Consider the following 24,199-nt stretch of genomic DNA (forward strand, 5'->3'; position numbering starts at 1 on the left):
CTATTCCTTAATAGCTACAACTCGCAGTCGGCTTCTGTCCAGATACCACTGTCCATCCCGCATCAGTTGTGGCTGTACTTTTTTCTCAACTGCTTCCATAATAACATCCTGTTCCGCAGCTGTGATACCACTGAATAAATACTCCGCGAAGCTGGTCAACCACTTTCTGGCACCTGGCTTGAACGGGGTAAATTGATCCACATGCTGAGCCAGACTAACTCGAAATCCGTGTTGCTCCAGAAGATTAGCATATTCGCCAATGGTCGGGTGATACCACGGATTCCGTCCTTCCCATTTGTATCCACGGGCATCCAGTTCTTCCTGTACCGCTGTAATTAATATAGCCGTGTTACCATTTGCAGCAAACTCAGCCACGAATCGCCCGCCCCTCTTGAGCGCTAACTGTATTGATTGTACTACAGCTGGAGCATCCTTTATCCAATGCAGAACGGCATGAGAGAAGACCGCATCAAACGGTTCTTCTGTCCGATAATGACAAGCATTTGCTACTTGAATATTCATATCAGGGTATTTCTGTTTAGCTTGCCTAATCGTCTCTTCTGAAAAATCTATACCTTTTGTCAGCGCACCTGCGGCTGCGATTTTCGCTGTCAGATCCCCATTACCACAACCCACATCAAGAATACGTTCACCTTGGGATGGCTGGAGCAATGATAAGATATGTGTGCCCTGTAACGTAACAAAAGGAGCGGAATGACCACTCGATGATTCGTTCACTTGACCGGATGAATGTCCGTTATTCATAGATTATAATCTCCTTCTCAATTAAGGATCTAATGTATCTATAATAACTTTAATATAAAGGAACTGTCAATTCACTTATCAGATCACTATAAAAAAAGCCGCCGAATGGCGACTTTAACATTAAGAATTCGGATCGACTGAGATTTCCTGTTAGCCCACATATTCCATATTTCACACTCTCCTTGAATTTGTTCTGTAAACTGATGTTGTCTCGACCTCTTCGGTAACTAGCTCTAACCAGCATGTGAAGTATATCTCTCGATGTACGGAATTTTCTTCGAACTTGATCTGTGATTCGAGCCTGTCAATCAAAATTTGCCTCACATGGTTTGATAACCACTTCATCACCTTACTCACCCAACTTTTCAAATAAACTTTAATCGCTTGGCTCTGTTAACATACTCTTAGTATGCCGAGTCATGGGCTGCAAGCGGTATATCAATCGTCTTAATTGATTGCCTGATCCTCTCAGGCCCTCTTCCAATTACCTGATTGCTTCCATGAATCTCCCGGTCATCGGGCAGATTATCAAGGCATCCGCAGATGCACCCTACTTAAGTCTTAAGCTCGAATTCACACCGAACCAAATTCTCGAAGTACTTAACGAATGTAATATCAAGGTAACATTCAACGAAAACGCCAGACGAGCCATGTTTGTAGGTCAGATGGAATCGTCCATTCAGGATGCTGTACTCCGACTTGTTCGATTGCTGGATACGCCAGGAGAGATTCCGTTTCTGGCTCCGTTGTACGTTAAAGAAATCCTGTTCCGTCTCCTTCAAGGGCCTTACGGAGGAGAACTGGCGCAGATTGCGGTTGAAGGTAGCAGCACTTATCGGATCAGAGAAGCGATTGAGTACATCGTTCATCATTGGGAACAGCCTTTTCGCATTGAAGATCTGGCTGAGACCGCGAGCATGAGCGTCTCTTCATTCCATCGTCACTTCAAAGAGATCACAGCTATGAGCCCATTACAATTCCAGAAACAATTAAGATTACAGGAAGCCCGGCGACTTCTGATGGCCGAATCTGCTGACGCGGCAGATGTAGCGTTCCGGGTTGGTTACGAGAGTGCTTCTCAATTTAGCCGCGAATATGCACGCATGTTCGGTGCGCCGCCAAGAGCCGATATCCGACGGCTGAAAGAGAAATATGACATGGCCTTGAGTGAGTAACCGAGTATGTACTCTCTATCTCACAACTATCACACAAAAGGCAAACCAAAAAAGGACAACCACAACGGATTGTCCTTTTTTCAGTATCAAAATTCTGCGTAATATCTTTTGGAATTTTCAAAATACTCGTATTTATGAAAGGAAATCGGAGCTGTTCTCCTTAATTAATGAACAAGATTAGACCAATGCTTCGACCCGTTCTGGCACGTGGATCTCTTCGTGCAATAATTGAGTGATGTCACGAGTCAGTGCATCCACATTCTCCTGCTGCGTTGCCCAGCTGGTACAGAAGCGCACCGCACTGTGTGTATCGTCAACCTTTTCCCAGAAGGTGAACGTATAACCGTTGCGTAATTTCTCAAGCAAACGATCAGGCAGAATCGGAAACTGCTGGTTGGTTGGTGAATCGTACAGGAAGCGTACCCCCTGCTGTTCGAGTGAGTCATGAATTCTCAAGGCCATATCTATGGCATGGCGAGAAATATCGAGGTACAGACCGTCTTCGAACAACGTTTCGAATTGGATACCTAGCAATCTGCCTTTGGCAAGCAGGCCACCTTTTTGTTTGATCATATAACGAAAATCAGGTTTCAGTGCATCATTCAGGATAACAACCGCCTCTCCCATCAATGCGCCAATCTTGGTTCCCCCGATGTAAAACACATCACACAAGCGAGCAAGATCAGCAAGTGTCATATCGCAAGCGCGTGAAGCGAGTGCATATCCAAGGCGTGCTCCATCCACGAAAAAAGGAAGACCACATGCTCTGCTCACTGTATGCAATGCTTGCAGTTCTGCCTTGCTGTACATCGTTCCATTCTCCGTTGGTTGGGATATGTAGACCATTCCTGGTTGAACACAGTGTTCCGGCGACGACTCATTCATGTGCGCATCGTAGACTGCTCTAACCTGCTCAGGCGTGATCTTTCCGTCCTCGCTTGGAACTGTGAGTACCTTATGTCCCGTAGCTTCAATAGCTCCGGTTTCATGAACCGCAATGTGTCCCGAGGACGCAGCAATCACACCTTGATATGGACGCAAAATAGAGGCAATCACCGTTGTATTTGTCTGTGTACCACCAACCAGGAAATGAACATCAGCTTGCTCATTGTCACAAGCCTGACGAATAAGCATTCTCGCCCGTTCGCAGTGTCCATCCGTGCCATACCCGCTCGTCTGTTCCATATTGGTTTCCATCAGTCTTTGTAAAATGCGTTCATGCGCACCTTCGTTATAATCACATTCAAATCGTATCATCGTGTTGTCTCTCCTGCCTTCTTGTTCAACTTCTCTTGTATGTTCATCATGGAGGTGTATACCTCTTGAATCTCTTCTTCATTCAATTCTTGCATCAGCTTCAGGATCTGTTGATCGGATCGGTCATTCAATTGGGCATACAGTTCCTCACCCTTGGCTGTCAGACGAATCAGACTGACCCGGCTGTCGGCCGCAGAATCCACTTTCACCAGCAGTCCTTCCTTGGACAGCTTGTTCACAATTCGGCTCATGTAACTGCGATCAATGGTCAGTGTATCTACCAGATTGTTCGCAATGCTCTCACCCCGAATTCCAATCTCAATAATGACTCGTACTTCTGCAAACGAATACCCTGTTCCAAGAATATGCTTATCGAGTACACCAAGTATGTTGGTATAAAAACGGTTAAAACGTCGCATGTCAGCCAGTATATCTGGATTTATGTACTGAGAGTTGATGTCAAACCCTCCTTTTTAGTGGACATTGTCAACATTATAATAATCACGTTAGTGGACGTTGTCAACATTATATTTTGCTTAGCATTTGATAACCTCATTATTAACATCCAAACAGAAAAAAGCCACGCATATGCGCGGCAAGGTTTACTTGTTTTAGATACTTGATCCAGATACTTAGTCAGCTACTTAAGTTTCTATATAAATTGAACTAAACATTTACACAAAACGGAGAGGACAGAAAGAACCTGAAGAAGCGGAGCGTTCGCCTTTATCCCCGGATTTCTCCCTTTCTAGAAGGAATCAAAAAATCTGGGGATAACAGCGATCGGAAGGTTGTTCTGTCATCGAAGTGACGAGTGTAAACAGTTCAATTTATATGGATTAAGAGTGACTATATTGCACCTGATGAAGACGGCTGTATATCCCTCCAGCGGCGACCAATTCCTCATGGTTGCCCTGCTCAGCGATACCATCTGTGTTTACTACGATGATTCGATCTGCATTCTTGATAGTTGTCAGTCTGTGTGCAATCACAAGTGTAGTTCTGCCCACCGACAATTCAGCGAGTGATTGCTGGATCAGTGCTTCCGTTTCCGTATCCAGCGCTGAGGTTGCCTCATCCAGAATAAGAATGGGTGGATTTTTCAAGAACATACGAGCAATAGATAACCGTTGCTTCTGTCCTCCGGACAGCTTGACTCCACGCTCGCCAATGACAGTATCCATACCATCCGGCAACGTAAGAATCAATTCCTCCAATGAGGCACGACGGGCGGCATCCCAGATTTGTTCATCCGTTGCACTCAGATCACCATAAGCAATATTCTCCTTAATGGTACCCGAGAACAAAAATACATCCTGCTGAACGATTCCGATATGTTTGCGCAAGGATTGAAGCTTAACGTCGCGAATGTCCACACCATCTACAGTGATACGTCCCTCTTCTACCTCATAGAATCGGGGCAACAGGCTACAGATTGTCGTTTTACCTGCACCCGAAGGTCCAACAAAAGCAACCGTTTCGCCTGGTCGAACAGACAGACTGATATCACTTAGAATTCGCCGACTGGATTCATATCCGAACGAGACGTTCTCGAAGCGAATATCACCTTTCACACTTTCGAATTCAACGGCGTTTTTGCTATCCGCAATCTCAGGTTCTGTATCAATGATCTCCAGATAACGCTTGAAACCAGCAATGCCCTTTGGATAACTTTCTATGACGGCATTGATTTTCTCAATCGGGCGGAAGAAGATATTGGACAGGAGCAGGAAGGCCATAAAGTCACCCATATTGATTCTGCCATCGATATAAAACCAAGCCCCGCTGATCATGACAAACACCGTAACCAGTCGCATCATCATATAACTGACCGAGATACTTTTCGCCATCGTTTTGTAGGCAAGCAGTTTGGTGTTACGGAAATTCTGATTGTCCACTGCAAAAAGTTCTTTCTCATGTTCTTCGTTGGCGAACGATTGCACAACACGCATACCCCCGACGTTGTCTTCAATACGCGCATTGAAATTGCCGACGTCTCCGAAAAGTCGCCGATACGTCTTTGTCATGCGACCACCAAATACGATAATGACCCAAGCCATAATTGGGATAATGATAAAGGTAAGCAGCGCTAGCTCAAGATTAATGTTAGCCATCAGCCAGAACGATCCGATTAATGTCATCACTGCGATGAATACATCTTCAGGTCCATGGTGAGCAACCTCGCCGATATCATTCAGATCATTCGTAAGATGACCAATTAAGTGGCCTGTTTTACGATTATCAAAGAACCGGAAGGACAGCTTCTGCAAGTGAGCGAACATCTTCTCACGCATGTTGGTCTCAATGTTAATGCCCAGCATATGTCCCCAGTATGTAACTACATAGTTCAATACGGTATTAAGTGCATAGATGGATAACAGCACAACACAGGCAAGCATAATGAGAGGCCAATCCTGACCTGGCAACAATTCATTAATGAATTTGCTGACGGCAAGGGGGAAAGCCAACTCCAGAAGACCTGCGAGTACAGCGCATCCAAAATCAATCAAAAACAGTTTTTTATAGGGACGATAATACGAGAAAAAACGACGAATCATACTTATTCACTCTCACTCTCTAGATCCTTATTGGGGTTTACATCTTCATTTTGCAGCTCGAACAGATGGATATACTCGTCGATGACCTGATCAATAGCTTTTAACTCCCCACTGATCACCGGGCGAATATGTTCATACTCCTCCTGTCCAAGTTGTCGGACAAGCGTTGTTCTCCGATTCTGCATTTGTTCCAGAAATACAAGAATTCGGCCGCGACGGAATGTCTGCGCACCACGGCCCCGTTTTCCCTCATGTTCACCATGACCTCTTCCACGTCTGGAACGTTCACCACGTTGCTCATTGTCACTCATATCGCGTCTCGGACGCTCACCTTGACGTACACTTCCATCCATCTCTTCGATAGGACGATCTCTCATTTGTGCCACCCCCATTACGTGTATACATATGTATACAACATATTCATGTATACGATTGTATACGTGACAAAAAGAAGTGTCAACCTAAATTTTCCAATAGATAACGAAGTATGTATATTCACCATCTCCCTAACAGAAAAAAGCCGCGATTTCGCGACTTCTTTTGTTGGCGACACTATTTTATCTCACTTATAAACTTTCTATATTCTTGAACCATTTCTTTGGATCGGGTGTGATGCAAATAATGTTCTCCCTCAAATGTCATCACTTTTCCATGTACAGAAGCTTTGACTTGCTCTTCATGTAATGGTATCCATCCTTCCGTTTCGGTATCATTCGCTTGTAAGAAGAAAATCACAGGAAGATCTTTGGGGAAGGACAGGTTCTCAGCTTCTTTGAAATTAGGACCAAAGTTTTCACCTTCATTCAGGTTGTTCGGATTAAACGTATTTTTGAGTGAAAGTATTCTAATTTGTTCTCTGGTTTCTTCATCAACATCGGGTGCAATCAGTTGATCAGGGGCCAGTTTCATTAACAATCGGTAGAATCCTGATTTTTTAAGCAGTTTGTACGTTTCGGTTGGAAATGGATCATCATTACCTCCCTGCGTTGGGACACTGCTCTCAATTCCGACAAATGAACTTACTTCGTTTGGATATTTATTCACATAATCCAGGCCGTATATCCCTGAAATCGAGTGAGCCATAAGCGTGTAATTATGAATACCAAGTTGCTGTAACGCTTCATGAATTTCACTAACCATATTTTCAGTGGTACGCTCTTTTTCAGTAATGTCACTTAATCCATAACCAAAAGGTTCAATGACAACAACTTTGTAAAATGGAGATAGCTCATCGATAAGCGGTTTGAAATCAAGGGCTGGGGCAGGTGTTCCGTATCCAGGAAGCAATACCACCGTTTCTTTGCCTTCTCCTTGAATCAACACATTCATGTTTTTCCCGTCAACTGCTACAAACTGACCATAGGGTTTTATTTTCCCTTCTTCCGATTTGTTGCTAAATACATTAACAATAAAAACAGTGGCAAGAAATAATGCAAAAGCGATAACGATGGCTCCGAATATTTTGAGCAAAATGATTAATATTTTTTTCATCATGATGGTTCTCTCCTGTTGAGTTCGTTTGGTGTTCAGCCGTTTGGAAATCCATTCATTTTATTTTTTTAATGAAATTTCGAATTTGGAACCAACCTCACCTGCAAATACAATACGGCCGTTTTCTGGTAAAACAACATTATTCTTACCGCTGACCACGCTGTGATTAATACAAATTCCGGTCTGGTCATAGACAGCAAAGGCTCCCTTTGCAGGCAACTTCACTGTCATGACTTTTCCTTTCGCAGTAGCTGGTACCGAAAACCATTTGGCATATCCATCTGCTTGAATGGTTGTTGCGGATTGTTTACCCGAATAGATTGGTTTCACCATTTCCTCACTAGCGTATACATAACCTGAAAATGTAAGATACTCTCCTCCGTTCTTTTTGGAGAAATGAATGTCCATCGTATCACGTCCGGCAGTACCCGGAATCTGCAATTGATTGGCTGCTTCGTTGGCTCCAATAATCTTATTATTGGACATATATCCCGGATTCTCTTTATTCAACTGAATAGGCAGGATCGATGTAGCATTAAGATAGAGCATTGATGTGTATTTCTCATTCACCAGATAATATTTTTTACCATCGCGCTTTGCCCATGCAGCGTTAATCTCCTTGGATAATTTATTGGCTTCAAGCTTCTCCCCATTATATTCTGAGAAAGCCAGCTGTCCGAGTCCTGGAACGGATATATAAGATCGTGACCACAAGTAGGTTTTCCCATTTTTCTCCACAACGAATTTCAACTTGTCTGTACCTTCGTTATTAACAAAAGTACCATCTGCTGTATAGGTGTATTCTTGAGCCGGATTACTCGGAGCTGTAAGTGAAGATACAGTCATTTGTCCAGCCGTATTTATTTTGATCTTCATAACCGAATTATTGCCGCCATATATACCTGCATACTTGGATATTCCTTTAGGCATATTTGCCTTCACAGTTACGCCAAATGATTTTTCTGGCTTCCGCTCTGTAATGATGTCCTTTTCCTCAAGTGCACTGAGTAATAATTCATTCGCAATGAAATTATTGGTTAAGCTTGACCCGCCTGAAGAGATAACGGCTGCAGCCATGTTATATTCCGGGAGTACCACTAATGAGGACTGATAAGATAAAGTATCTCCACCTTTCATAACGGCCTTAATGCCGTATTCGTTGAATGGGAACAAGCTCACACTATCCCACCCCAACCCGTAAGACATCAGCGTATCGCTATCCTCTGGCCACATGCCTCTTTTATACTCTTCTTGCGCCATAGCTTTGACAGACTTACTGGAAAGAATACCATCAACTTCTCCCGTGAAGATTCTTGAAAATTTGACCAGATCTTCAGCGGTGGAATACAGACCTCCAGTACCGATGATATTATAATTCTCTTTTGGTAGTGGTCCCTCATAAAAAGGGGAATAGATTGCCGCCATGTCTGACGGATTAACCACATCCTGTGGTGATTTGGTATGTTTCATATCCAAAGGCTCCGTGAAATACTTGTGTATAAATGCGGTATAACCGATGCCGCTCACTCTTTCGACCAGAATCTCGGCTAACGTAAAGCCATCGTTGCTGTAGACTGAGTATTCGCCGGGATCTGCTTTCAGGTTTTGATTCGCCAATTGCTCCAGAAACGTATCATGTGAATACGTGTCATTATCTCCGTACAATGTGGCATTGCTGGTTGAGGTGCCCAGAAGACCAGAGGAATGATTCAGCAACATACGGGGTGTGATCTGTTTGTATCGGTTATCTTTCATTGTAAAGTCAGGCATATAGTTCACAACAGGTGCATCCAAATCAATCTTGCCTTCGTCAACCAGCTTCATTACAGCGGCTGTAAGCATCATTTTACTGGTTGAACCAATGCCATAGACGGTGTTCGAAGTAAGAGGTACCTTGTCGTTTATATCGTTCTTGCCCGTTTGACCGGACACCACAATCTCTCCACCATCGATGAGCGCATATTGCAGACTCGTCGTACCATATGTCTCGGTCAGCAATTTGGCTTGTTCGATCACGGCTTTCTTTGTTGTCTCATACGTAAGGTTGCTGTTGTTCATGGGAGCCGGTGCGGCCATTGCAGACATTGGGGCAAGTATCGTCAGCATGAGAGTCACAGCAGCTATAGTATTTCTCTTTTTTGCTGCCCTCACACTTATCTTCAGTTTTGTTACCTCTCTTGGTTTCATTCTTGCATCTACTCCTGTCTTCATCATTGTGTTAAGCCACCTTAACGTGGGCGCTAAAGACAATATAACAAACCAAGATGTCCCCCTAATGACTGCAGCATGAACGGAGGATGAACAGGCAAAAAAAGTTTGCATCATCATACGCAAGGAGGTTTATACAGGGCGTCATAGCTTTGAGAAGGCATGAAATCCAATCACTCTGTGGGTGTTGTGATTGGCAAGATGACTATGAAGGTCGTTCCTCGTCCATATTCGCTCTCCACCCGGATGTCCCCTTGATGAAGCGAGACGATCTGCTTTACAATAGCTAGTCCCATACCGCTTCCTTCATATTTCTGACTGTGGGAACGATCAGCTTTAAAGAAGCGGTCAAATATACGCTTTTGGTCTTCCGGGAGAATACCAATACCCGAATCCGATATGCGGATCGTCACGTTCTTGATATTCTGTTTGATCGTGACGTTAATTCGGGCACCATCTTCGGAAAATTTGATGGCATTGCCGAAGATATTGATCCACACCTGATTTAACTGGTCATGATCAGCCGTGATTTTGGTGGGCTGCAAATCAAGATCAAACTGAATGTTACGGGCCGACCATTGGGGTTGAATAGCGACGATTACTTGTCTGATCTGTTCATCCAGACTGAGCGTGGCGAGCCGCATTTGCAATGATTGAGATTCAAGCAAACTCAGCTTTAGCAGACTATCACTTATTTTGGACATTCTTGCAGTTTCAGTGATGATAATATCGAGATAATCGCTTCTTTCGTCATCCGGGAGGTCTACCTGCTTGAGCGCTATAGCAAAACCGGAAATGGAAGTGAGCGGAGACTGAACTTCATGGGACACGTTTGCTACGAATTCCCTACGCATATGCTCAAGCTGCTTTAGATCGTGCATCATTTCTTCGAAACTACGAGCCAGAGTACCTATCTCACCCTTTTGTTTAATATTAAGCTTGACATTGAAATCTCCGGCAGCTATAAGCCGGGTCGCTTCTGTCAGCTTTTTGATCGGTCTCACCAGAAACATAGCCGCAATTAGTATCAATAGGCTTCCTGCTATTAACGAACAAATCATAAAAGTTAAAACAAACTTGATGAGAAATGAGGTGGAAGAGGAAGTGAGGGGCTCTACAAACATTGCTTTGCTTCCCATTTCAGTTTTTATCGGCAATCCCAAGAAGAACGTATCGATCCCATTGAATTGGACCCTTTCCCCATCCAGCACTTTCTTCACTTGTTCCGTCGTCACCGGGAAAGGATGTTGTTCTTTAAGTTCTCCGTAGGATTGGAATTGATCCGTTGCTTTATAGATTCGAATGTGATAGGAATTGAGTTGTTTCATTTCACTTATAAACATTTCTGCTTCATGTAACGGCAATGTCTCGTAGATGCGGACGATATCCTGGCCAAAGTCAAGCAAGGAGCCTTGTAAGTTTTCGTTTAATTTATCTTGAAATATCCAGGTTGTAGCAAGAAAAGAAAGGATTGTGCCCCCAATCACGGAGACCAGAAAGGTCAGGACTACACGTGTATAGAGGGAGCCGGTCACTCCTGCACCTCTAGCCGGTAGCCAAGTCCCCGCACCGTTTCGATACGAAAATCGGAGATAGCTGCGAAACGTTCGCGTAGACGTTTAATATGCACGTCTATCGTTCGATCATCGCCAGTATAATTAATTCCCCAAACTTGATCGATTAATTGCTCCCGCGTATAGACTTGTCCCGGTAATCCAGCAAGTTTATACAATAATTCGAACTCTTTAAGCGGCAAGGTGAACGACTCTGTACCCCTCAGGACCTTATAAGTCTGCCGGTTCAGAATAACGTTTCCTAATTGGATGGTCTGCGTTAATCCTATACGGTATCGTTTCAACAGTGCCTTGACGCGAGCCATCAACTCAAGCGGATCGAATGGCTTCGTCATATAGTCATCTGTCCCAAGCTGAAATGCTTGTACTTTCTCCCAGGTCTCGTTTCTTGCCGTCAACATTAGTAACGGAAGATCCGGATTGGCTCTTCGAAGTTCCTCGCATAATGCCCAACCGTCCATGACTGGCATCATAATATCAAGAATAACCAAATCGACTGGCGTGGAGGTATAGATAGCCAGGGCTTCCTTTCCGTCTACGGCGTTGATGGTTGTAAATCCGTCGTTGCGCAAAAATAAACAGACGAGTTTGCGAATGTTCGCATCGTCGTCAGCAACTAATATCGTAGGCACCGTTTCCACTCTCCTAAAAAAGAATAATTCTTCAGTTGAGCAAGAGCGAAGAATTCTAACTGAAGTGACAAACTAATTATAGTTAAATTGAACAAAAGCAGCCGATTACTTTGATCGGCTGCTTTCTTAGTTTCTTTCATAAAACTAACTACGGTACAACATCTATTTTAATGAAATTTCAAATGTGGAATCCACGTCACCTGCAAATACAATGCGGCCGTTTTCTGGTAAAACAACCTCGTTCTCACCGCTGACTACGGTGTGATTAATACAAATACCCTTCTGATCATATACGGCAAAGGCGCCATTTGCAGGCATTTTAACCGTCATGACTTTTCCTTTCACCGTTGATGGTAACGAAAACCATCTGGCATATCCGTCTGCTTGAATCGTTGCTAGAGATTGTTTACCCGAATAGAGCGGTTGTACCATTTCCTCACTGGCGTATATGCTACCAACGGCTGTAATGTACTCTACTCCGTTCTTTTTAGCAAAATAAATCTCCTTTGTATCACGTCCAGCCAGGCCAGGGATTTGCAGCTCCGTGACTGCTTCGTTTGCTCCAACAATCTTAGTATTGGATACATACCCAGGGGTCTCTTTGTCCAAATGAATAGGGAGAATTGGTGCCGAATTGAGATAAACCGTTGATGTATATTTCTCATTCAGCAGGTAATATTTTTTACCTTCACGCTGCTCCCATGAGGCCGTAATATCCTGGGATAATTCATTGGCTTCCAGCTTCTCCATTTTATATTCGGAGAAAGCCAATTGTCCAAGTCCTGGTAAGGATATATAAGATCGATACCACAGATAAGTCCTTCCATTCTTCTCCTTAACAAATTTCAACTTTTCCGTGCCTTCATCGTTAACAAAAGTACCATCTGCTGTATAGGTGTATTTTTGAACCGGATCACTTGGAGCTGCGGGTGTGGATACAGTCATTTGTCCAGCAGTATTCATTACGATCTTCTTAACTGAATTATTGCCGCCATATATACCTGCATTCGTGGCTATTTCTTTAGGTATATCTGCCTTCACTGGAACACCAAACGATTTTTCCGGCTTCCGTTCTGTAATAATGCCCTTTTCCTCAAGTGCGCTGAGTAATAATTCACTCGCAATGAACTGATCTTTGGCACTTGTCCCACCTGATGAGGTAACGGCTGCAGCCAGATTATATTCCGGCAGTACGACTAATGATGAGTGATACGATATGGTATCTCCACCTTTTGTTACTGCCTTGATACCATATTCACTGAATGGGTACAGATTTACACTATCCCACCCTAATCCGTAAGATATAGACGTATCGCCACCCTCTGGCCACATGCCTTTTTTGTATTCTTCTTGCGCCATGGCTTCTACAGACTTATCGGTAAGAATGCCTTGGACCTCTCCCGTGAAGATTTGTGAAAACTTCGCAAGATCTTCAGCGGTGGAATAAATGCCTCCAGTAGCGATAACATTATAATTCTCTTGTGGAAGCTGACCCTCATACATAGGAGAATAGATTCCCGCCATTGCTGCCGTGTCAACCACATCCTGTGGTGTTTTGGTATGTTTCATGTCCAAAGGTTCCGTAAAATATTGGTGTATAAAAGCTGTAAAACTCATGCCGCTAACACGTTCAACCATAATCTCGGATAACGTAAACCCATCGTTACTATACACCGAGAACTCGCCGGGATCTGCCTTCAGGTTTTGACTTGCCAATTGGTCCAGAAACGTATCATGTGAGTACGTATCATTATCCCCGTACAATGTGGCATTACTGCCCGTGCCTCCCAGCAGACCGGAAGAATGATTCAACAGCATGCGTGGTGTGATTTGTTTGTAGCGATGATCTTTCATCTGAAAATCAGGTATATAGTTCACAACAGGCAGATCCAAATCCACCTTGCCTTCGTCAACTAACTTCATAACAGAAGCTGTGAGGAACATTTTACTCGTTGATCCTATGCCATAGATCGTATCCGGCGTAAGAGGCACCTTGTTGTTTTTATCGTTTTTGCCCGTCTGACCGGACACCACAATCTCGCCACCATCGATAAGGGCATATTGCAGGCTTGTGATTCCATGTTTCTCAGTGAGTAACTTGGCTTTCTCCATCACCGTTTTCTTGGTTGGTTCATACGTATGATCACTGCTACTTGTAGTAGGCGCAGCCATTGCAGACATTGGAGCTAACATGGTTAATGCCAGCGTTAACACGGCGATTGAAGTGCGTTTTCCCTTTTGTCGTCCCATTCACATCATCTCCTGAATTTTAAGTGTTTTGGTTATTTGATTTCTTCTGGGTCTACAAATTTCACCTCCGGATACAAGTCGTTTGGTCCCTGAATGAGATCTCCACCCGTTCCTTTCAGTTGCTTGTTAAAGAAATCGAGTACATATTGATTTACGATGTTTGATCCTCTTTTACCATTGATATCTCCTGTGATACCGGACAGTTTAACCAGCTCTGAATAGAACTGAAGGTCCGTGAAATTGAAGTGCTGGGTTCCTTCTACATAGATCACTTTTCCCCCATGATTCATAACATTTTTCATAATGTGCAGCTCATCTGAAAGAGATTTAGTTACTTCATCATCCGAATTTCTATCTATTTCAAAGTTGGCGAACCAGTCTTCAAAACTTCCCGATCGGATGAACATAAACGGCTTGTTTATATCATCTCTATTTTCCACTTCATATAGTGACCCATCCATATTAACCCCGGCCTTGATTCTCTGATCTAAATACGTTGCATTAAACGCGGTTGCACCCCCAAAAGAATGCCCCATCGCGCCGATGTGATCTAGATCGATTTTCCCTTTAAACTGACTTTCGATTGCACCTGAATTCAGCTTTTCGATTTGATCGATTACAAACTCCACATCTTTCGTCCATATACTCCCTGTTTTTGTACGTTCATCTAGTGTAGTCGTGCTTTTTTTATAATCCGTTACACGGCCATCTGGAAAAAGAGTAGCAAAGGTGCTATACGTATGATCGATGGTGACCACGATATACCCATGACTGGCCAGATTCTCGGCCTGTGATACATGTAGAACTCTACTGGTTCCCATACCATGAGATAGTAGTACCACGGGATAAGGACTTGTAGAAGGTAATATTTCTACATTTTCATAAGAGTTGGTTTGACTATACTTCAAGTAGTCGAGCAAAAATTCGGGCAGTTTTAAAGAATTAGAGAAGCTCTGAATATACTTTTTGAACATTTCTTTATCTTTTGGAAACAGCGTGTCACGCTTGTTATTATTGCTGTTTTCAGTTGGGTACCAAACTTGAACCATTAGTTCTCTCTTATCGTTTTGATCTTCAGTGAAGATTTCGTCTCTGTTCTGGTCTGTTAAATGAAATGTTTGAGTACCCACCTTCTCTGGACCATCAAGCTTCGGCAGATTAAAAACAGGTAAGTATACAGACAAGACGGTAGAACCAACAAGCAAAATAACGATTAAGGAAGATAAACTATATTTCAAGAACTTCCCTATCTTAAGATTCGCCATCTTATCGGAATGTCTGAATAAAACGATGATTATGAATAGAGCCGTCATGATATATACCAAAAGCAACTGCCATCTGTATCCCTCAACAAACAATTGCACTAATAATATAACGCTACTTCCTATACCCAAACCCAAACCTATTTTCTTTGCACTTCTTTTAATAAATAGTAGGTCTATGAGTAACGCGAAACAGGATAGAACTAACAGTATCTCAAATAATCTCAATTGAATTCCTCTCTCTCATCACGGACTTTTACAGAATTATTATTTCGCTTCGTTCATGAATGCTCTAACATCTTCAGCTATTTCTTTGAATAACGTATGGTGCAAGTAATGTTCGCCATCCATGGTGATTACTTTCCCATGTACTGAATCTTTGATCTGCCCTTCATGCAGCGGTATCCATCCTTCTACACCTTCATTATTCGCTTGTACAAAGAGAAGAAGTGGCAGGTCTTTAGGAAAGGTTAAACCTTGGGCTCCTTTAAAATTGGAAGCAATATGGTCCATCTCATTCAAAGTCGTGGAACTGTTCGAGTTTTTATTCGACAGCATGTTCATCTGCTCTACGGTATGTTCATCAAATGCGAGTCCAGCATAGGGGTCACTACTAAATTTGACCACCAATCTTTGGAGACCTGATTTTTTAAGAAATGCGAACGTTTTAGTAGGTAATTTGGCATCCATACCCGGTTGTGTTGAAACACTGCTATCAATTCCGACAAATGCCGTGACCTCATCCGGATATTTGTTCACATAATCAATGCCATAAATGCCTGCAATGGAGTGACCCATGAGCATGTACTGATGAATATCGAGTTGCTGCAGAGCTTCATGAACTTCACTTACGATATTCTCTGTGGTTCGTTCTTTTTCAGTAGCATCACTTAACCCATACCCGAATGGCTCAACCGCCACAACTTTGTAATATGGTGATAGTTCGTCAATGAGCAGTTTAAAATCAAGCGCTGGTGCTGCTGTTCCAAAACCAGGCAGAAGTACAATCGTTTCCTTGCCTTCACCTTGAATGAGTACATTCATATTTTTCCCGTCTACAGATACATGCTGACCATAGGAATCTATTTTCTTGGCCTCTGAATTACTACTGATCACATTGGTGATATAAACAATACCTAGAAATAGAATAATGGCGATTACGATTGCTCCTACTATTTTCAGTATCATGTTTCTCACTTTTTTGGCCTTTGATCTATTCTTTGTTTTCTTTTCCGCTGGCTGCGTCGTCAGTGTTATCTTCTCCTGTCCTGAACTGATAGTTCGATTGTCTTTTTTGCTGCTAATGAAATCTTATCCAATGAAAATGTACTCCCCGTGACGTCAATATGAACTGAATATGAACAAGCCAATTCATTTATATTTACTGCTGCGTCATAAATCCCCTGAATTTTTCAGCAATTTCTTTGGCATGGGAACGATACAAATAATGATTTGCTTCCAGCAGCACCACTTCACCACGCACAGAGTTCTCTATTAACTTCTCGTGTTCCGGAACCCAATTGTCTGCTGCCGGATGATTCTTTTGAACAAAGAAAAGAACCGGAAGATTAACAGGGAACGTTAACTGTTCAGCTGCTTTAAAATTGGAATACATGCTTACAATCTCGTTTAATTGAGTTGAATTAAACATGTTCTTTTGTATCAAAATGTTCAATTGTTCTTTGGTTTGTTCATCATACGGTAGCCCAGCATATGGATCATCACTCATTTTCAATTGCAAACGTGGGAAACCCAAGTTACGGTACCATGTAATCGGTACGATTTCTGATGCTTCAACCTTCTGTTCACTAATCGCTGGAACACTGCTATCCAGCCCGACATATGTACTTACTTCATCTGCATATTTGTTCACATAATCCAGACTATAGATCCCCGAAATGGAATGACCCATGAGAATATACCGATCAATATGTAGACTTTGCAGCGCTTCGTGGATTTCACTTACGATATTTGCTGTGCTGCGTTCCTTGTCAGTCTGATCACTCAATCCATAACCAAAAGGTTCAACCACAACGACTTTATAATAGGGGGATAGTTCTGAAATAAGTGGCTTAAAATCAAGTGCAGGTGACGCTGTTCCAAAACCCGGCAGAAGTACAATCGTTTCCTCGCCTTCGCCTTGAATGAATACATTCATATTTTTCCCGTCTACGGATACATGTTGACCATACGGCTCCATTCTTTTTTGCTCCGAATAACTACTGATTTTATTAACGGTATATACGGTAGCTACAAAAAGTAGGATTACGATAACGATTGCGGCAAACACTTTAAACAAGATGTTTAACACTTTCTTGGTTTTGCTCTTACTCTGGACTTCTCTGTCTGCTTGTTGATTCACATTCATCTGCTCCTATCCTCATCTGTATATTGGCCTGGCAGGCTACTTAAGAAATCCTAATCAAGAAAGATGTACTCCCCATGACCGGAATATGAACGGAGTATGAACAAGCAAAAAAAAAATGTCCTATGTAACATACAAGGAAGCTTGCATGTTACATAGGACATGAACATTTGGTTTAGATAATCCGATGGATATTCTATTCATTGGCCTAACCTGTGAGCCTAACTATCCGTTGGTGGATGGATGGGCAACGTAATCATAAAGGTCGTGCCTTGACCAGGTTCACTTTCCACTTGGATGTCACCCTGATGAAGGGAGACGATCTGTTTAACGATAGCAAGTCCCATACCACTCCCGTCATATTTGCGGCTGTGGGAACGATCTGCCTTGAAAAAACGGTCGAATATACGCTTCTGATCTTCCAGGGGAATTCCAATGCCCGTGTCGGATATTCGAACAGTCACATTTTTGAAGTCCTCTTCGATACTGACTTTAATCATACCGCCATCCTCGGAAAACTTGATGCTATTTCCGATGATGTTTGTCCATACCTGATTTAACTGATCGTGATCAGCCGTTACCTTCACGTTCTCCAAATCAAGCTCGAAATGAATGTTGCGCCCAGACCATTGCGGCTGAAGCGCCACGATGACCCGCCTGATCTGTTCATCAAGGCTTAAGGTGGTGAGCCGTAGTTGCTGTGACTGCGATTCAAGCAAACTCAGCTTCAGCAGGCTATCACTCATTTTGGACATTCTTTTTGCTTCTGAGATGATAATATCCAGGTAACGGTTTCGTTCTTGTTCTGAGAGATTTACTTGCTTCAGTGCCGAAGCGTAACCGGATATCGAGGTGAGCGGAGACTGAACCTCATGCGAAACATTGGTAACGAATTCCCTGCGCATCTGCTCCAACTGCTGAAGATCATGCATCATTTCTTCAAAGCTACGGGCCAATGTACCAATCTCCGTCGTTTGTTTAATGTTCAGCTTGACATTGAAGTCTCCAGCTGCAATCCGTTTGGTCGCTTTGGTCAATTTTTTGATCGGTCTAACCAGATATACAGAAGCAACCACAATCAACAAACTTCCTACAATCAAGGAACAGCTTGCAAAAATCAAGCCAAACTGGACCACAAAAGAGGCTGAGGGCGGTGAGAGTGTTTCTAGAAACATCGCTCTTATACCCGTTTCCGTCTTGATCGGTAGCCCCAAAAGAACGGTAGCGATACCTTTAGGTGTGTCCTGCACAACCCCTCCGTTTAAAACCTTCTTGAGTTGATCCGTCGATACGGGGGATGATTTATGTTCGTTAAGCTTCCCATAAGACTTGAAATTGCCCGTTGCATCATAAATTCGAATATGATACGAATCAAGTTGTTTCATTCTACTAACGAATGATTCTGCTTCATCAGCAGGCAGCGTCTTATAAATCTGCACAACGTCCTGGCCAAAATTGCGTATGTTAATTTGAGCATTTTCATTCAATTGATCTTCGAACATCCAGGTTGACATAAAAAATGAAATAATCGTGCCTGTGATGACTGACACCAGAAAGGTCAGAACAACACGAATATATAAGGATCTGATCATTCATAGACCTCAAGTCTGTACCCTAGCCCACGCACCGTTTCAATCCGAAAATCAGGTGTTGTCGCGAATCGTTCGCGCAGGCGTTTAATATGTACGTCTATTGTTCGATCATCTCCCGCGTAATCAATACCCCATATCTGATCGATTAATTGCTCACGTGTATAGACTTGTCCTGGTGTTCCAGCAAGCTTATACAGCAATTCGAACTCCTTAAGTGGTAACGTAAGCGACTCTGTACCTCTCATCACCTTATACGTCTGACGGTCCAGAATGACGTTACCAAACTGGATTGTGTGTGTGGAGCCGATTTTGTATCGTTTCAGTAATGCTCGGACACGAGCGGTCAGCTCTAACGGATCAAACGGTTTGGTCAAATAATCATCCGTACCCAGTTCGAATCCTTTCACCTTCTCCCAAGTCTCTCCTCTCGCCGTCAGCATGAGTAACGGGAGGTCGGGATTGGCTCTTCGGAGTTCTTTACACAGTGCCCAACCATCCATGACAGGCATCATAATATCAAGGACGACCAGATCTACTGGAGTTTCGCCATATATAGTGAGAGCTTCCTTACCGTCCGCAGCTTCCACTGTTGTGAATCCATCGTTTTTGAGAAATAGACAGACGAGTTCACGAATGTTCGCATCGTCGTCTGCAACGAGTATAGTAGCCATATGTTTTTTCTGTCCTCTCCGTTACGTTTAAATATATAGTCCAACTTGTATAGTAAATATTAAAACATCTTGCTTATAGTATATCCACAGCAAACATCGTATGTTCTTTCAACGTTCCCTGGATTGGCACAGGCTGTGACCCATTCTCCTTGAATCCTGCTTTTTGAAGGACACGGATGGAACCTGTATTATCGGGCACAGCGCCAGCTTCGATTCGAGTAATTTCAGTTTCGTGTTTGGCAAATTCCATTACACATTGCAGGGCTTCGCTCATATATCCTTTTCCTTGATGCAGAGTATCCGTCACATAACCAAGGATCCATTTTGGGGTAGAATCCAGTATGATCTCGAACAAAGAAATTTCACCGACGAGTTCATCCGTTGTATGTAGAAAAATACCAAAAGAATAGCGATTTCCTTCTTCTCTCTTCTTGTTCCAGCTCTCAATGAGTGACCTTTGCCCTTCCAAGCTGTAGAAAGACTCGTCCCGATCACTTGCTGATATGTTCTCGATTTCCGCACGATTGCGAACCTGTAGATCCAGAAGCAATGAGGCATCATCCACATTCCAAAATCTCACATAGATACGTTCTGCACTATATTTCATCACATTATTCCTCCTCTATTAACGTTAGATGCAATTGTAGCATGATTATATCAGGTCATTATAAGAGTACGAGCGAATCAACGAGAATTGTTTCGCCAGGAAATGAGGTGAATATGGCATATCATTACGCAACCAGGCAACGATGGTTCCAATCAGAGCCGAAGAACCGTACCATATTGCGATTTCTTTGTGAATGCCGGATTCTTCGAGTTCATCTTCCATCTCTACCCGATCAATTTTGGCTTTGACCAGCGTACTTAACAATTTGAGCAGTCGTTCGGTAAAAATCGGTGTGCGCTTTGTAGCAAGAACCACCTGATAGAACGAGGCGTTCTCTGCAAAATGCTCTAGTAACTTGACTAGAACAGGCCAAGCCTCTTCCGTTCTTTGCTTCTCAAAATGAGGGGCATATTCATCCACGATCCGTTCAATATTCTCAATCATCTCATCCGCCATCTTCTCCATCATATCCGTAATATCACGATAGTGCAGGTAGAAGGTTACCCGATTGATCGTCGCTCGTTCGGCAATTTTGTTGACTGACAACTTCTCAATATCCATTTCCTGCAGCAATTCAACAAATGCACCTCGAATTAACTGACGTGTTCGCAATATTCTTGGGTCCACGGCTGATTTCTTCTCGTCTTTCACGTGTATCCCTCCCATCAAATTTTAAACATTACAATTTTAAACAAACAGTCGTTTATTTTTGATTTACACAACAAATTCATTTTATTTGTAAAATAAACAACGAAAACACGTCATAACGTAAATTGTAATCTGTCCGAATATGTATATAATTCAATAAATACAATGTAAACTATACAACACGTTGTAAATTTAGTCACGTGTGGATTGAAAGGATGAAAAGGATTGAGTCAGGCTAGAGTACAAGAAGAATTATCCGTAAAGAAAGGCCCCATCCTGTTTATCATGATTTTGGGAGCCTTCCTTGCAACGTTGAATCAAACGATCATGAGTGTTGCTACACCGGAACTGATGGGTGATTTTAACATCTCCGCCGCAACTGCACAATGGTTAACGACAGGTTACATGCTGGTGAACGGGGTACTTATCCCCATTACGGCCTACTTCATGCAACGCTTTTCAACCAAGCAATTATTCCAAGCTTCCATGTTTATTTTCCTGATTGGTACCATCGTATCTGCTCTTGCAGATAACTTTGGCACATTGCTGACAGGACGTATGATTCAAGCAGCGGGTGCCGGCATTATCATGCCGCTCTTGATGCACGTTATTTTGACCTTGTTTGCTCCTGAAAAACGAGGATCTGCAATGGGTATGGTTGGTTTTGCCATCATTTTTGCCCCTGCAATCGGGCCTACCCTTGCCGGTTATATCCTCGAGAACTACTCTTGGCAAACGATGTTCTATGGCATGATTCCATTAACTCTTATTGTCATTGCTTTTGCGTTTGTATACCTGAAGAATGTATCCGAACGGGTCAACACAAAGTTCGACACAATCAGTGTGGTGCTGTCCACGATCGGATTTGGCGCATTGCTCTATGGTTTCAGCAGAGCAGGAAGTCTGGGATGGTCAAGTGCAGAAGTTCTTATCTGCATTGCGGCTGGGATTGTTTCTCTTGCCCTGTTTACATGGCGTCAGCTCGTGTCTGAAACTCCGCTGCTTGATCTGCGGGCTTTCAAGTACAATATGTTCTCCCTGACCACGGTCATCAGTATCGCGATTACAATGATCATGTATGCTGACATGATGTTGCTTCCCTTGTATCTCCAGAACGCACGTGGTTACACTGCACTGGAGTCCGGATTATTACTCCTTCCGGGTGCTCTTGTCATGGGCTTCCTGATGCCAGTAGCCGGAAAATTGTTTGACCGATTTGGAGCGAAATGGCTCGCCGTTATCGGGATGGTGATCACCATCGTGACAACAATTGGATTCATCGACTTAACGGATTCAACCAGTTATGGTTACCTGGTATTAATGTCTACCGGCCGCCGAATTGGTATGGCTCTGCTCATGATGCCGATTCAGACTGCGGGACTTAACCAACTGCCACCAAGACTTGGTGCACACGGTACAGCTATCTCCAACACCGTCAGACAAGTGGCTGGTGCTGTAGGCACTTCATTACTCGTAAGTGTCATGACCTCCCGTACAACAGCGCACGTACAGGATATGATGGCGACTGGTGCAGCCAATGGTCTCAGTCAAAAACAGCTTGCTACAGAATCCATGATCCAGGGTATCAATGATGCTTATGTTGTTATCATCGGTATCGCTGTTGTGGGATTGGTCCTTTCCTTCTTTATCAAACGCACCAAACAAGCCAAAGAGGAAGAAATCAAACAGGTGGTAAGACAAAAAGTTTCTATGAATTCAAATTAAGGTGTCCAGCCTCATACTTGCTTGCATAACAAAGCGGCAGATCAAGACGTTTACGTCTGATCTGCCGCTTTTTAGGTTGTGTCCCGTATGATTCCTTCTCACTCCGCAACGATCTTCACTGGCAGATGGGTCAATGACTGTCCCGGAGCTGAAGTGGCCAGATTATTCTCCAGATCAAAGGACTCCACTGGTTCAATCCGAGCAATCTTCTCCACAAATGCTGTCAAGGCAATGCTTAGTTCCATTCTTGCCAGCGGGGCCCCTAGACAAAAGTGTGGGCCATTACCAAAGGTAAGATGTCTTTTGTTATTACGACGATGAATATTCAGCTCAAAGGGGTCTTCAAACATCTGCTCATCCATATTGGCTGCACTCATCCAGGAGATGACAACATCTCCTTTTTTCAAATCCACTCCGAGCAGTTGATTATCCTGCTTTACTGTCCGATGCCGCTTGGCATTATGGAACCTATAACGAAGCATTTCTTCCACTGCGAGCGGAACCCATTCGGGGTTCTGCCTGAGTTGGCCATACAAGCTCGGGTCATCGTAGAGGAAGGAATAGAACGTATTTGAAACCATATGACTCGTTGTCTCTATACCGGCTCCAAGCAGAAGCATGGTCGTGCGAACAACCTCATCCTCCGTGAACTTCTCACCTTCAACATCAACATTTAACAGATCCGTAATGATATCCTCACCAGGATGAGTCCGTTTATGAACCACAATAGGATACAGGAATTGATAATACTCTTGCGCGGCAGTTTGTTTTTTCAGTTCACTCTCTTCAGCCGTCTTTGAATTGATGGGTTGAAACAAAATATCTACCCAGTTCTTGAAGCGATGGCTGTCTGTAAGAGGGATGCCGAGCAGATCGGCCATAACCATCGAAGGTAGTGGAGCGGCCAACGCTTGAACAATATCAATCGTCGTATTTGGCTCAATATCGGCTACCAGCTGCTCTGCAATGTTGCGAATTCGTGGCTCCCAGTTTTTCAGACTACGAGGTGTAAAAGCAGCCGATAACAACGAACGACTTTTTTGATGACGGGGAGGATCGATACTTGATATGTTTAATTTGTCTGGAGGTGTGCCTTCATTGTTCTTTGCTCCAACGGCAATCGTTGTCCGGGTTCCTTCGGCTGAAAAATACTCATGATTACTGAGGACCTGCTTCACATCATCGTATCTGAACACATTCCAGGTGTCTGTATCTTCGTGATAGTACACAGGATGCTCGGACAGCATTTTTCGAAACCAGTGAAGTGGGAAAAACTCTTCAGATCTCGACTGAAACCCCGTGATGTCCTCAACACGTATCACTTCTTTATACATTTGGAATCCACCTCTCAGCATAGTTTCGTGATTGGTTACATGGGTACCTGAATTGACAGTTCAGCACCTGATTCCATTTTATACC

The 24,199-nt window shown here is 43.3% G+C and carries 20 protein-coding genes; 2 read left to right on the plus strand and 18 right to left on the minus strand.

The window, feature by feature from the left end; genetic code table 11:
• Nucleotides 1-765, minus strand: a complete 765-nt coding sequence (locus MKY28_RS11940) for a methyltransferase domain-containing protein (protein ID WP_340936055.1) — start codon at nt 763-765, stop codon at nt 1-3.
• Nucleotides 766-1,220: 455 nt separating this feature from the next.
• On the opposite strand from MKY28_RS11940, the gene MKY28_RS11945 reads away from it, so the two are divergent.
• A complete protein-coding gene (locus MKY28_RS11945; protein ID WP_405159272.1) occupies nt 1,221-1,940 on the plus strand; it encodes an AraC family transcriptional regulator in 720 nt (239 codons plus the stop codon).
• 177 nt (nt 1,941-2,117) lie between these two features.
• On the opposite strand, the gene MKY28_RS11950 is transcribed toward MKY28_RS11945, so the two are convergent.
• The 16 genes from MKY28_RS11950 to MKY28_RS12025 all read right to left on the minus strand — a co-directional run bounded on the left by MKY28_RS11950 (nt 2,118) and on the right by MKY28_RS12025 (nt 21,058).
• Nucleotides 2,118-3,197 (minus strand): threonine aldolase family protein, encoded by a 1,080-nt coding sequence (locus tag MKY28_RS11950; protein WP_340020300.1) that lies wholly within the window; start codon nt 3,195-3,197, stop codon nt 2,118-2,120.
• A complete protein-coding gene (locus tag MKY28_RS11955; RefSeq protein ID WP_036670809.1) occupies nt 3,194-3,616 on the minus strand; it encodes a MarR family winged helix-turn-helix transcriptional regulator in 423 nt (140 codons plus the stop codon). Before MKY28_RS11955 ends, MKY28_RS11950 begins: the two co-directional genes overlap by 4 nt.
• Nucleotides 3,617-4,036: 420 nt before the next feature.
• Nucleotides 4,037-5,755: an ABC transporter ATP-binding protein gene (locus MKY28_RS11960; RefSeq protein WP_076249410.1), complete on the minus strand. Its 1,719-nt coding sequence runs from the start codon at nt 5,753-5,755 to the stop codon at nt 4,037-4,039.
• Between the two features lie 2 nt (nt 5,756-5,757).
• Nucleotides 5,758-6,132: a hypothetical protein gene (locus MKY28_RS11965; protein ID WP_235200730.1), complete on the minus strand. Its 375-nt coding sequence runs from the start codon at nt 6,130-6,132 to the stop codon at nt 5,758-5,760.
• A gap of 175 nt (nt 6,133-6,307) precedes the next feature.
• A complete protein-coding gene (locus tag MKY28_RS11970) occupies nt 6,308-7,249 on the minus strand; it encodes an alpha/beta hydrolase (RefSeq protein WP_076249411.1) in 942 nt (313 codons plus the stop codon).
• Between the two features lie 57 nt (nt 7,250-7,306).
• Nucleotides 7,307-9,433, minus strand: coding sequence for a serine hydrolase domain-containing protein (locus MKY28_RS11975; RefSeq protein WP_076249945.1), 2,127 nt, complete (start codon nt 9,431-9,433; stop codon nt 7,307-7,309).
• A 194-nt stretch (nt 9,434-9,627) separates the two neighbouring features.
• Nucleotides 9,628-10,989: a sensor histidine kinase gene (locus tag MKY28_RS11980; RefSeq protein WP_036608198.1), complete on the minus strand. Its 1,362-nt coding sequence runs from the start codon at nt 10,987-10,989 to the stop codon at nt 9,628-9,630.
• Nucleotides 10,986-11,660, minus strand: a complete 675-nt coding sequence (locus MKY28_RS11985; protein ID WP_036608200.1) for a response regulator transcription factor — start codon at nt 11,658-11,660, stop codon at nt 10,986-10,988. The genes MKY28_RS11980 and MKY28_RS11985 overlap by 4 nt, the downstream gene beginning before the upstream one ends.
• A gap of 162 nt (nt 11,661-11,822) precedes the next feature.
• A complete protein-coding gene (locus tag MKY28_RS11990; protein ID WP_036608202.1) occupies nt 11,823-13,910 on the minus strand; it encodes a serine hydrolase domain-containing protein in 2,088 nt (695 codons plus the stop codon).
• A gap of 32 nt (nt 13,911-13,942) precedes the next feature.
• The gene (locus MKY28_RS11995; RefSeq protein WP_340936056.1) at nt 13,943-15,148 is read right to left on the minus strand and encodes an alpha/beta hydrolase family protein; all 1,206 of its coding nucleotides are present in this window, start codon (nt 15,146-15,148) and stop codon (nt 13,943-13,945) included.
• A 291-nt stretch (nt 15,149-15,439) separates the two neighbouring features.
• Complete coding sequence (locus MKY28_RS12000; protein WP_051447070.1) at nt 15,440-16,360, minus strand: alpha/beta fold hydrolase; 921 nt, start codon at nt 16,358-16,360, stop codon at nt 15,440-15,442.
• A 193-nt stretch (nt 16,361-16,553) separates the two neighbouring features.
• A complete protein-coding gene (locus MKY28_RS12005; protein WP_076249412.1) occupies nt 16,554-17,540 on the minus strand; it encodes an alpha/beta fold hydrolase in 987 nt (328 codons plus the stop codon).
• Nucleotides 17,541-17,758: 218 nt separating this feature from the next.
• The gene (locus MKY28_RS12010) at nt 17,759-19,129 is read right to left on the minus strand and encodes a sensor histidine kinase (protein WP_076249413.1); all 1,371 of its coding nucleotides are present in this window, start codon (nt 19,127-19,129) and stop codon (nt 17,759-17,761) included.
• Nucleotides 19,126-19,800 (minus strand): response regulator transcription factor, encoded by a 675-nt coding sequence (locus MKY28_RS12015; RefSeq protein WP_017688634.1) that lies wholly within the window; start codon nt 19,798-19,800, stop codon nt 19,126-19,128. The genes MKY28_RS12010 and MKY28_RS12015 overlap by 4 nt, the downstream gene beginning before the upstream one ends.
• A gap of 73 nt (nt 19,801-19,873) precedes the next feature.
• Complete coding sequence (locus MKY28_RS12020; protein WP_076249414.1) at nt 19,874-20,407, minus strand: GNAT family N-acetyltransferase; 534 nt, start codon at nt 20,405-20,407, stop codon at nt 19,874-19,876.
• 45 nt (nt 20,408-20,452) lie between these two features.
• Nucleotides 20,453-21,058 carry a TetR/AcrR family transcriptional regulator gene (locus tag MKY28_RS12025; RefSeq protein WP_047842851.1) on the minus strand — a complete coding sequence of 202 codons (606 nt, stop codon included), beginning with the start codon at nt 21,056-21,058 and terminating at the stop codon, nt 20,453-20,455.
• Nucleotides 21,059-21,340: 282 nt separating this feature from the next.
• On the opposite strand from MKY28_RS12025, the gene MKY28_RS12030 reads away from it, so the two are divergent.
• Nucleotides 21,341-22,780 (plus strand): DHA2 family efflux MFS transporter permease subunit, encoded by a 1,440-nt coding sequence (locus tag MKY28_RS12030; RefSeq protein ID WP_076249946.1) that lies wholly within the window; start codon nt 21,341-21,343, stop codon nt 22,778-22,780.
• A 98-nt stretch (nt 22,781-22,878) separates the two neighbouring features.
• Here MKY28_RS12030 and MKY28_RS12035 read toward each other — a convergent pair whose 3' ends face one another.
• Nucleotides 22,879-24,114 carry a cytochrome P450 gene (locus MKY28_RS12035; RefSeq protein WP_076249415.1) on the minus strand — a complete coding sequence of 412 codons (1,236 nt, stop codon included), beginning with the start codon at nt 24,112-24,114 and terminating at the stop codon, nt 22,879-22,881.
• Nucleotides 24,115-24,199: the final 85 nt, after the last annotated feature.

The sequence above is a fragment of the Paenibacillus sp. FSL R5-0473 genome (assembly GCF_038004565.1).
Classification (GTDB): Bacteria; Bacillota; Bacilli; order Paenibacillales; family Paenibacillaceae; genus Paenibacillus; species Paenibacillus amylolyticus.

Coding starts and splice junctions, on each gene's coding strand:
- MKY28_RS11940 (WP_340936055.1), bottom strand. CDS start 765: ATGAATAACGGACATTCATCCGGTCAAGTGAACGAATCATCGAGTGGT.
- MKY28_RS11950 (WP_340020300.1), bottom strand. CDS start 3,197: ATGATACGATTTGAATGTGATTATAACGAAGGTGCGCATGAACGCATT.
- MKY28_RS11955 (WP_036670809.1), bottom strand. CDS start 3,616: ATGCGACGTTTTAACCGTTTTTATACCAACATACTTGGTGTACTCGAT.
- MKY28_RS11960 (WP_076249410.1), bottom strand. CDS start 5,755: ATGATTCGTCGTTTTTTCTCGTATTATCGTCCCTATAAAAAACTGTTT.
- MKY28_RS11965 (WP_235200730.1), bottom strand. CDS start 6,132: ATGAGAGATCGTCCTATCGAAGAGATGGATGGAAGTGTACGTCAAGGT.
- MKY28_RS11970 (WP_076249411.1), bottom strand. CDS start 7,249: ATGATGAAAAAAATATTAATCATTTTGCTCAAAATATTCGGAGCCATC.
- MKY28_RS11975 (WP_076249945.1), bottom strand. CDS start 9,433: ATGAAACCAAGAGAGGTAACAAAACTGAAGATAAGTGTGAGGGCAGCA.
- MKY28_RS11990 (WP_036608202.1), bottom strand. CDS start 13,910: ATGGGACGACAAAAGGGAAAACGCACTTCAATCGCCGTGTTAACGCTG.
- MKY28_RS12000 (WP_051447070.1), bottom strand. CDS start 16,360: ATGATACTGAAAATAGTAGGAGCAATCGTAATCGCCATTATTCTATTT.
- MKY28_RS12005 (WP_076249412.1), bottom strand. CDS start 17,540: ATGAATGTGAATCAACAAGCAGACAGAGAAGTCCAGAGTAAGAGCAAA.
- MKY28_RS12010 (WP_076249413.1), bottom strand. CDS start 19,129: ATGATCAGATCCTTATATATTCGTGTTGTTCTGACCTTTCTGGTGTCA.
- MKY28_RS12015 (WP_017688634.1), bottom strand. CDS start 19,800: ATGGCTACTATACTCGTTGCAGACGACGATGCGAACATTCGTGAACTC.
- MKY28_RS12020 (WP_076249414.1), bottom strand. CDS start 20,407: ATGAAATATAGTGCAGAACGTATCTATGTGAGATTTTGGAATGTGGAT.
- MKY28_RS12030 (WP_076249946.1), top strand. CDS start 21,341: ATGATTTTGGGAGCCTTCCTTGCAACGTTGAATCAAACGATCATGAGT.
- MKY28_RS12035 (WP_076249415.1), bottom strand. CDS start 24,114: ATGTATAAAGAAGTGATACGTGTTGAGGACATCACGGGGTTTCAGTCG.